This window comes from Nostoc sp. (genome assembly GCF_036919595.1).
Classification (GTDB): Bacteria; Cyanobacteriota; Cyanobacteriia; order Cyanobacteriales; family Nostocaceae; genus Nostoc.
On record NZ_JBALCO010000014.1, the window covers coordinates 1 to 11,171 of the forward strand.

Annotated in this window: 5 protein-coding genes; 2 read left to right on the top strand and 3 right to left on the bottom strand. The window is 41.3% G+C overall.

The genetic code is table 11. From position 1 onward, the window contains the following. Positions 1–559: 559 nt before the first annotated feature. The 3 genes from V7K21_RS01790 to V7K21_RS01800 form a co-directional block, all read right to left on the bottom strand. A complete protein-coding gene (locus tag V7K21_RS01790) occupies positions 560–2,491 on the bottom strand; it encodes a S9 family peptidase (protein ID WP_335171116.1) in 1,932 nt (643 codons plus the stop codon). A gap of 844 nt (positions 2,492–3,335) precedes the next feature. Continuing rightward, positions 3,336–3,701 (bottom strand): Lin0512 family protein, encoded by a 366-nt coding sequence (locus tag V7K21_RS01795; protein WP_335171117.1) that lies wholly within the window; start codon positions 3,699–3,701, stop codon positions 3,336–3,338. A gap of 149 nt (positions 3,702–3,850) precedes the next feature. Then, positions 3,851–5,545 carry a multicopper oxidase family protein gene (locus V7K21_RS01800; protein WP_335171118.1) on the bottom strand — a complete coding sequence of 565 codons (1,695 nt, stop codon included), beginning with the start codon at positions 5,543–5,545 and terminating at the stop codon, positions 3,851–3,853. A 618-nt stretch (positions 5,546–6,163) separates the two neighbouring features. On the opposite strand from V7K21_RS01800, the gene ileS reads away from it, so the two are divergent. After that, positions 6,164–9,070 (top strand): isoleucine--tRNA ligase, encoded by a 2,907-nt coding sequence (ileS, locus tag V7K21_RS01805; protein ID WP_335171157.1) that lies wholly within the window; start codon positions 6,164–6,166, stop codon positions 9,068–9,070. A gap of 787 nt (positions 9,071–9,857) precedes the next feature. Further along, a complete protein-coding gene (locus tag V7K21_RS01810; protein WP_335171119.1) occupies positions 9,858–11,009 on the top strand; it encodes a histidine decarboxylase in 1,152 nt (383 codons plus the stop codon). Positions 11,010–11,171: the final 162 nt, after the last annotated feature.

The following is an 11,171-nucleotide window of genomic DNA, read 5'->3' on the forward strand; positions in this document are numbered from 1 at the left end:
AAATCCTCCGAGTAAGATACTGGCATCGAATAAAACAATTACTTCATGTCTATGTTACCGTCCTTTGTGGTTCAATTACATGAAAATTGCTGTAATTCATGGCTCTAATTTACTATGTCAATAATTTTAGTTTGTTACTTTCATTGATTACTCTAATTTATGATTGAAACCTTTAACATCTTCATTTATTTATCTCAGACTTATCTCTCTGACGTCAGTTCTTATTGCTCCTTATTGACAATAGATTTTGATGTCATTTTTTCTGATTCATACTTGCTCAAATCTTTTTTGACTAATGATGTCTGTTTTGATTCTGACTTGACTTTTTTCTCTCCGTAATTTCTCTTTGTCACAGTTAGGGGTGCAGCAAGTCGAGTGACATCGCCTGCATACAGCAGATGGTAAAAATCCTTGGAGAACGCCTAAAGTAAGAAATTTCTTGCTGGACTTTCTTACTTTGGTAGCCACAATCAAACGATAAATACTTTCGAGAGCCATTACTTCGCACCTTTATTGCGCGGTAAAAATGTCACTTTCGCTGATGATCACGGCTAGGGAGCTAAAAGTTTTCAATGACTACAGGTTCGATTGATTCAGCAATTTCAAAGTCGAAAATTCGTGAGTAAAAGTAGAGTTCTGCTGACAAAGAACGTTTGATATTTGGGGCTTTGCGGAAGCCATGTTCTTCAGCCTCAAAAGGAAGATAAGCCACAGGTACACCTTTAGTTCGCAGTGCTGTAACCATTGCTTCAGTTTGGTTGGGCGGAACTACTCGATCTTCTAATCCTTGGAAAAAAATCACTGGACAGGCTAGACGATCGCTAAAGTTAATTGGCGATCGCTGTTGATAAATCTGACGCTGTTGTGGGTAAGCGCCAACCAGGCGATCCAAGTACCGCGATTCAAATTTATGTGTATCCCGAACTAAAGCTTCCAAGTCGCTGACACCATAATAGCTGGCTCCTGCTTTAAAAGTATCTCGGAAAGTCAAGGCACAAAGCGTTGTGTAACCACCTGCACTACCACCAGAAATTGCCAGGCGATCGCCGTCTACATCTCCCCGTTCCACCAAGTAACGCGCACCAAAAACACAATCATCTACATCTACAATTCCCCACTGTCCATCAAGTCGTTGCCGATACTCCCGCCCGTAACCTGTACTACCACCATAATTTACATCCAGAACCGCTATACCTCGGCTAGTCCAATACTGAACGCCAAAACTGAGGCTGCTAGAAGTTGCTGCGGTGGGACCACCGTGGCTGTTGACAATCAAAGGCGGTTTTTCGCCCGCAGGAGCAGTATAATCTAGGTTTTGAGGTGAGTAGAAAAGGGCGTGTGCTGTTTTGCCATCAGCTGTTTCGTATTCAATGGCTTCTGGGAGAGAAAGATAACCAGCATCAATAGTTACATCGCTGGAACGCCGTAGTACTTCTAGCTTTTTGGTTGTCAAATCCAGACGGATAATAGCTGCCAACTCAGTTGGAGAACTTCCGCGAAAAACCACCTTGTTAGAGGTGGCGTGCAGAGAACTAATAGCTGTGTAGGGCGTATTTATTAGTTCTAGTTGAGCGGTTACTGTGTCAAGGCTAGCTAAATACCAAATACCTTGCTGGGTATAAGTACAAATAATCCGGTTAGCAGACTCAAAAGCGTAAGTAGACATCCCAAAATTCCATTGCGGCTGACCGAACTCCGCTTTGATTTGAGTTAACGCTTCTACATTTTCATCTTGCCAACGATATATATTCCACCAACCTGTACGGTCAGAAACAAAGTATAATTTGCCATCCGGGGACCATTCTGGCTGAAAGATAGATTCATCTAAATCGCCAGCAATTTTTTGAGTATTTCCTAAACTACCATCTGCTTTTAATTCCCCAACCCATAGTTCAGTACTATCCCAAGGCATATTAGGATGGTTCCAAGTCAGCCAAGCTAATCGTAAACCATCGGGACTAAGGCGAGGCGAAGCATAAAAGTCATTTCCAGATACTAATACTTGGATTTTGTGATCTCCGTCTAGTTCCACGCCGACTAGAGTATTGATCGCCTCATTTGCAGCATCAGTGTGATCTTCGTACACGCAAATAATTCGGTTGTGTTGGCGGTCAAAAATACCATCTGCATAGCGTGTGGCTGCTGACGGGGTGATGGCTTGCGGCTGTGTATCAGTATCCTGACGATATAGGCGTTGGTCGATAAAGTTAGAAAAGTAAACAGTGCCATCTACCACGAGAAAAGAACTGCCACCATATTCATGCACACGGGTACGCACGTTGAAAGGAGTAGGTGTGATATCAGAAATTTCACCATTTGCACCCCGGCGGACTACGACATTTCTACCTTGCTCTGACGGTCGCAATTCGCTCCAGTAAATATCTTCGCCATCGAGAGCAATTTGTCCCAACCCAATTGTCCGTGCGGTAATTAAGTCTGTTGTGATGGGCGATCGCCAAGATCCGTAAGATACTACCTCTGGTTTAATCACGCTCTATTCTGCTCCCTGTTTCCAAGAATTATGCATTGTGTGTAGAGGCAAAACTCAGGCACACCCACTTGTACTAATTTATAATACTAGATTGCAGCTGCCCCAAATCTTTACTACAAGCAATTGGCAGGCTTGAGGGCACTTGTGAGCATAACGCCTGCGATCGGCTACCTCTACCGTAGGCGATCGCTCCTTGCTTGGTGAAATAGAAGTTCCGTAGTTGGGAGCGCCAAATATGTCAGAAAAATGTAAAAGCTGGTAATAAACAAAGGTGTGTCTAACTTTTTGCCGAAACAGCTCAAGACAAGCGTATGCTTGGCTGTTAAGCAAGTTGTCACTACTTCAGGAGCTATCACCCTGAATTTAGAAGCTGTCGTTACTAAAATCACGATTTTTTTCTTAAAGTGACGATTTTTTGCTTAAAATGACGATTTTTCTTTTAAAATTACTATTTTTTCCTTAAAATCACGATTTTTTTCTTAGAGTCGTGAGTTTTTCCTTAAAATCACGATTTTTTCTTAAAGTCGTGAGTTTTTTCTTAAAATCACGATTTTTTTCTTAAAATCACGATTTTTTGCAAGACTTGGAAGATAAAGAATATTATGCCATATACGACTTGCTCTCAAACCTAACCCCCAACCCTTGTAGGGTTGGGGAGCAAAAACCAAAGCCTTTCAGGAGTGAGGGAGAGGAATAAAAGCAAAGTTCCAAGAATAAGTTGCACATCGCGTAAGGTATTGACCGAAAAAGACTCATGATACAAGCCCCTAAATTTATTTATGGGGATTATTAATTTTGACTTTTGACTTTTGACTTTTGACTTCCCCAAAGGGGCTGACCTCAGTTACTCATTTTCAACCAGAACTGTAACAGCAGCGATCGCAATCAACATTTCGTCATTTTTATCGTTGAGTTCGGGAATCGCCCGCCCTTGAACTATCATTCCCCCAGATTCTACTGTGAGACTTTTTTGACCAAATGGTAGGACAGCTAATACCTCTTCTTCTCTAACTTGTTCTGGATATGGTACTGCTACCTGAACTTCTATAATCATTTCATTTGGGTGACTTAAACCAGCAATTTCCCAAACACCAGGTAAAGCATTGTGAGCGATCGCATTCCTTACTGCCCTAGATGCTGCTACTGTCGGTTCTTGTCCATGCTGATCTATTCCCATCCCCATCTCAATAATCAACCGTTTACGCGCCATTATTACCTCCAAGAAATCCTGCACCTTTTCATTAATAAAACACAAGACTGATAAACCCTGTTTTAGCGTCTTTTACAACCAAACATTCCTTGTTGCAACCCAACAAAACCTCGTTTTTTCCTCATGATTCCGATTACTGAATTAGTATTCTAGGGAGTTGCAACAACTTGAAAGCGTCGCATCATATCGAAGTCTTCGTGTTCTAGAATGTGACAGTGCCAGAGATAATACCCCGGTTTGTCGAAGGTGGCAATAATGCGAACAACTTCACCTGGGTTAACAACTACGGTGTCTTTCCAACCTTTCTCAGAAAGTGGTGGAGGCTCAGGATTACCGATTAAGCCAGCATTTTGTAGAAATAGCTTAGTCTTACGAGGGTCTGTGATAATTGGGACTGCACTGCCAGCAAAATTCTGTCGATTTAGAATCAGGAAGGAAACCAAGTGCAAGTGAATTGGGTGTGGCTCTTGTGTCGTGTTGTATAATTCCCAAACTTCAGTTGTGCCGAGTTTTGGTTTCTCAGTAGTTGGCTCGTCATAGCGCAATGAGCCATCTGCCAATGTACCTTGCTCTAAGAGCTTGCGACCATATTCATCCCTATTTTCAAAAAGAACCAGTTGCCGAGTCAGTCCGGTTTGAGCAGGAGGTATAATCTTGTCAGGTAGCAATCGTGTTGTCAGTCCATCACTTTCATTGGTATCGACTGTAGCATTTGGAACATTTGAAAGGGGTTGCTCGACCGCAATCTTCATTATCTGACCTGTAAGCTCGGAATCGGCTTTATCATCAAAGTTCCTGATGATGAACTCTTTTCCCGAATCGCCAGTGAAGTCAACAATCACATCAGCGCGTTCACCTGGAGCAAGAACTAAATTTTCCAGCGCGACTGGTTTTTCTAATAAGCCTTGCTCAGTGCCGATTTCGTAAAACTTTTCCTTTGAGTCGTTGAAATTCAGGTTGTAGAAGCGCGAATTTGAACCGTTTGCCAAGCGTAAACGGTACTTTCTCGGTTCGACCGCCAGCTTTGGCCATGCCATACCATTTACTAGGATAAAATCACCATAGAAATTGGGCACTACACTTGGATATGAAGTATCTGGATAATTTGAACCAGGTGGGTAATAAAGTTGACCCTTGGCTGTGAAATCTCGATCCTGGATGATGAGTTCTTTCTCGTGGTTACCACTGGGCAAAATGTTGCGATTGATCAGATTAATTTCGTTGTTATCCCTTAGCAGGTAGAAGCCTGCAAGACCAGCATATAGACTTAAACGACTGTTACCGAGAATGTGGTCGTGATATAAAAGTGTCGCTGCCCGCTCATTGTCATTTGCATAACTATAGTTCTTTTTAACCCAACTGGGTCCGGTTTGTGAGAAATTTTGGGTAAACCAAGCTTCGGAATATCCGTCGCTAGTCCACTCAGTATGACCGCCATGCACATGTGTCACTGTAGGTACAAGCCCTTTGGAAAGAGCGTTTGCAACCGATTTTGTCACGATGCTCTTGTCTACGGGAAAAATATGTCCGGTTTTTGGTAGTTTGTTGTCCCACAGCACTTCAATCGGTACGTCTTTTCGTGTCACGAATGTGGAACCTGGGTAAGTAACAGCCTTTTGCCCTCTTAAGCCATACCCCCAAACTTTTGTATTCAAGCGTGCATCATCCTTTGTACCATATATACCATCTGCACCAGGACTGCTGTATAGTCCAAGCCATTGCTTAGTTTCTCCCATCTCTACATCGAAGCGACCACCCTTTGTAGCATCTACTCTCCCTAGAGATGGCAGCGAATTGATAAACTTCGGTTGAGTTCTTGGATCTAGCCGCGAATCAGCAGCCATAGTTAAACTCAATTTGGAAAAGATGATTCCAGCCAGTAGTGTTACAATAAAGACAAAGGGGAGATACAGTTTGAAGTTTTGCCTCCACTTACTTAGGAACAACTTGCTAATCATAATTAATCTACTCCTTCAAAAATTCTTATTGATAGTAAGCTGGTGGAGATCCAATTAAAAAATGCTACTTATGTCTAGTTTTTTACTAGGAATAATTTTCAGGGTAATTCAATGAAATTCAGTGAATTACACCTAAAACATACGTAACTTATTTAAAATTAAAAAAAAATGATTTATTTTTTGTAATAGTTGACTTTTTCTTAGGGAATGTTCTTCTAATCAAACGAAACCTTTGGATAGGTAATAAGCGAATCCAGAAAAGTATACTACTTTGTGTTGATTAACTCTCAACCTCCGCAAAATTGCTGTTTAGTCCCCTAATCGCCTAAAAGCGTTGCAGCTAAATGCAAGGTATGCCGATTTGAAGCGACTGCCCTATCACCGCTAAATCAATAGATTATGGCAGGAGCCTTCTCTCGGAAAAAGATAAAATAGCATATTTTGGTTTTCATGCCATCTTCTATAATTGATAAAACCTGCACACCTAATTCTAGGCATGAGACTGTGACCGAATCAGGAAGTTACAAAGATACTGTAAACCTACCCAAGACTAACTTTGAGATGCGGGCAAACGCCATCAAGCGTGAACCTGAAATCCAAAAATTTTGGGAAGAAAATAAAATTTACGATCGCCTCTCCAAAAATAACCCCGGCGAATTATTTATACTGCACGATGGGCCTCCCTACGCTAATGGCTTACTCCATATTGGTCATGCTTTAAATAAAATTCTCAAAGATATTATTAATCGCTACCAACTGCTAAAAGGGCGTAAAGTTCGCTACGTCCCTGGTTGGGATTGTCACGGCTTGCCAATTGAGTTGAAAGTTTTGCAGAACATGAAGTCAGCAGAACGGCAAAATTTAACGCCTTTACAACTGCGCTTAAAAGCGAAAGAATTTGCCCTAACTACGATAGATAACCAGTGTCAAAATTTTAAACGCTACGGTATTTGGGGTGATTGGAATAACCCTTATCTAACTCTGAAGCCGGAATATGAAGCGGCTCAAATTGGTGTGTTTGGTCAGATGTTCTTAAAAGGTTACATCTATCGTGGTTTGAAGCCTGTTCACTGGAGTCCGAGTTCTCAAACCGCTTTGGCTGAAGCTGAGTTGGAATATCCAGAAGGTCACATTTCCCGCAGTATCTATGCAGCTTTTCCAGTTACAAGTTTGGCGGAAGCAGTAAAACCACTATTGGCAGAATATCTGTCAGATTTGGGTGTGGCTATCTGGACGACTACACCTTGGACAATTCCGGGGAATTTGGCTGTGGCGGTGAATGCAGATTTGAATTATGCGGTGGTGGAAGTTTCCCATCCAGACGCAAAGGCACAGAGTAATTTCAAATACCTCATTGTTGCTGCTGATTTAGTTGAACGTTTATCTTCGACATTGGGAGTTGAGTTAACTGTAAAAGCCACCTTTAAGGGGAATGACTTAGAACATACTACTTACCGTCATCCCCTATTTGACCGTGAAAGTCCAATTGTTGTCGGCGGTGATTACATTACTACTGAATCGGGTACTGGGTTGGTACACACAGCCCCCGGTCATGGTCAAGAAGACTACATTGTTGGTCAGCGTTACGGTTTACCCATCCTTGCACCAGTGGATGATAACGGCAATTTTACCGAAGAAGCGGGACAATTTGCGGGGTTGAATGTGCTGGGTGATGGTAATCAGGCGGTGATTGATGCCTTAACAGTGGCTGGTTCCTTGTTGAAGGAAGAACCATACCTCCACAAGTATCCCTATGATTGGCGGACGAAGAAACCGACGATTTTCCGCGCAACTGAACAATGGTTTGCTTCCGTGGAAGGATTTAGAGAAGAAGCGCTTCATGCGATCGCAACAGTAAAATGGATTCCAGCCCAAGGTGAAAATCGCATCACGCCAATGGTGGCGGAACGTCCCGATTGGTGTATCTCTCGTCAGCGAAGTTGGGGTGTACCAATTCCCGTTTTCTACGAGGAAGAAACTGGGGAAGTACTGCTGAATGAAGAAATTATCAACCACGTCCAAGGAATCATCGCTGAAATTGGTTCCGATGCTTGGTGGGAATTATCGGTTGAGGAGTTATTACCCCAATCCTATCGCCAAAATGGCAAGTCTTACCGCAAAGGTACAGACACAATGGATGTATGGTTTGATTCTGGCTCATCTTGGGCAGCTGTCGTTAACCAGCGTCCAGATTTACGCTACCCCGCTGATATGTATTTGGAAGGTTCCGACCAACATCGCGGTTGGTTCCAGTCAAGCTTGCTCACCAGTGTAGCAGTGAATGAGATTGCGCCTTACAAAACTGTGCTAACTCATGGCTTTGCTTTGGACGAGCAAGGGCGGAAGATGAGTAAGTCAGAAGGAAATGTGGTTGACCCAAATACAATCATTGAAGGCGGGAAAAATCAAAAAGTAGAACCGGCTTACGGTGTAGATGTATTAAGGCTGTGGGTATCATCAGTAGACTACTCCGGCGATGTCCGCATTGGTAAAAACATCATCAAGCAACTGAACGATGTCAGAGGCAAAATTCGCAATACGGCGCGGTTTTTGTTGGGTAGCTTGCACGATTTTGACCCGGAAAAAGATGCAGTCCCTTTCGAGGAATTGCCAGAACTTGACCGTTATATGCTGCACCGCATCACCGAGGTATTTGAGGAAGTCACGGAAGCTTTTGAGAGTTTCCAATTCTTCCGCTTTTTCCAAACAGTGCAGAATTTCTGCGTGGTGGATTTATCCAACTTTTATTTAGATATTGCCAAAGATAGGTTGTACATCAGTGCAACCGATGCTTTCCGCCGTCGCAGTTGTCAAACGGTGCTGAAGATAGCAATAGATAATTTAGCACGAGCGATCGCTCCAGTATTATGCCACACCGCCGAAGATATCTGGCAATATCTCCCCTACAAAACACCTTATAAATCGGTGTTTGAAGCCGGTTGGGTACAGGTAGAGGAAACATGGCGTAATCCTGAATTAGCAGAATTTTGGGAAGTGCTACGAAAAATTCGTACTGATGTCAATGGAAGTTTAGAGAATCTTCGAGTAGCGAAAGAAATCGGGTCTTCTTTAGAAGCTAAGGTTTTGTTATATGTCTCAGATTTGGAACAGCGTAAACAGTTACAATCACTTAACCCCGATTCTATTGACCAAAGTAATGGGGTAGATGAGTTGCGTTATCTGTTTTTAGTATCTCAAGTTGAACTAGTAGATTCCCCTCTTAAAGAGGCAGAATATGGGATAAAAGTAGGTAAATTGTTAGGTGTTGAGAAAATAACAACTATTGATGTTGTAAAAGCAGAAGGGCAAAAATGCGATCGCTGCTGGAACTACTCTATTCATGTGGGAGAATCAGCAGAACATCCCCTAATTTGTGAACGGTGTGTTGCAGCTTTAGCCGGAGAGTTCTAAAAGCAAAAATCTAAATGCACTTTTAGCTGATGAAGTCCGCGTGGTGCGCTAACAAGCGCGATATGCGGACTTCGTGTGTATAGCCACGATTTCTAGGAAAGCGGGCGCGTAAATCCACTACCATCTCAGATGATTTTAGATTTATTCTCGTGTTTAAATTCGAGGGCTGAAAACGTGCATTAAATAATGAAACGCAAGAATCTTCTCTACGAAAGGCTCCGCCAACAATTCCATTATCCAAAATTTAAACATCATAAATTTTGTGAGTTAGCTGTTATACATTTAACTTGCATAATTAGGGTAGTCAAGACTTTGGCGTGAGCGCTACTTCGACATGGTTCGACTGCGCTCACCAGCCGCTCAGTGCAACGCAACGCTCAGTACAAGTCAGTCGAACGCTAGTTCTTGACATTTTAGTTAAATATGCAAACTAGATGTGGTTTGCTTTTCAGCAGAAGATTCGCTAATTTGCAATCTCAAAAAGTAATTTTGTTGCAATATTTTGTCCATATTTAAATGTCAAACTAACCCTTTAAGAGTTTGATTGAGATTGATATTATGGCTAAATCTGAGATTTAGCTTGGTAATCGTGCTTTTGAATGATAGAACACAAATAGACAAACTGTATGAGTATTTACACTGAATTTTATATCCGTACTACCACTTAATTAGTTTTTTGAAAAAAACTTAATTAATACTGATGTTGAGAAATTATAAAGACATTATATTAACGGCTATAACTTCGACTCAAGCATGAATTAACTCAAAGTTTAGGAGATACAGAGATATGTCAGATAGAATCGCTAAAGAGTTGGCAGATTTTTTGTTGCAAATAGAACAGCGATCGCAGTTTCATGCAGGCTACCCATATAATTTAAGTTGTGATTACAGTGCGATCGCAAAATTTTTCAATTTCCTGTTAAATAATGCTGGAGATCCATATGTAGAACCAGATTTTGGTCTCCATTCTCGTAAGTTTGAACAAGAAGTATTATCTTTTTTTGCTGAACTCTATAAAATTCCAGAAAGTCAGTTTTGGGGTTATGTTACTGCTGGCGGAACTGAAGGTAATTTATATGGAATGTTTTTAGCAAGAGAAATTTACCCTAATGGGATTGTTTACTCATCACAAGACTCTCATTACTCCATACCTAAAGCAGCCAAATTATTCCGCATCCAACATAATATTGTCAATTCACAAATTAATGGAGAGATGAATTATAAACATTTTGAGCAACTAATTAGCGAGAATCGCAGTTATCCGGCGATCATAAATTTAAATATTGGGACTACTGTCAAGGGTGCGATTGATAACTTAGACAAAGTTCTAGAAATTTTAGAGCGCAATCAGATTAAAGATTATTACATTCATTGTGATGCTGCACTTTCAGGATTAATATTACCGTTTTTAGATGACGCTCCGCAAGTTAACTTTCAAAAACCCATAGATAGTATCGCTATTTCTGCTAAATTCATTGGTTCTCCATTACCTTGTGGTGTAGTCTTAACTAAGAAGAAATGGGTAGAAAAAGTTGAAACAATGATTGAATATATTGGTTCAAAAGATACAACAATTCTGGGTTCTAGAAACGGCCATACTCCCCTGATTCTCTGGTATGCAGTACAAACAAGAGGTGATGGTGGATTAGCTAGAGAAGCAAAGACCTGTATTAATAATGCCCAATATCTTTTCCAACAACTTCAAATCAGAGAATATCCATGCATGTTAAATAATTTTTCCAATACTGTAGTGTTTCAAAAACCTTCTCAAAGGTTAATTAAAAAGTGGCAGCTAGCGGTTTTTGAAAATTGGGCACACATGATAGTCATGCAGAATATTGATCGGGATAAAATCGATATTTTTATTAATGAACTTTTATTAGAAGAAGGGTTACTTAATAATGCAGAACATTTCCAGCTACAGCCAGTACTACACTAATCATAGATTATCAGGTGAAATTAATCGCCCAATTTTACGAGGTATTTTTCTAAGAGGATGTTTGAAAAGTGGCAAAGTATACTAGAAACCCCGTTTCTATTCCTCTCCCCCACTCCTAAGAGGCTTTGAAACCTCTATTCCCGCACTTCGTGCCGCAACTCC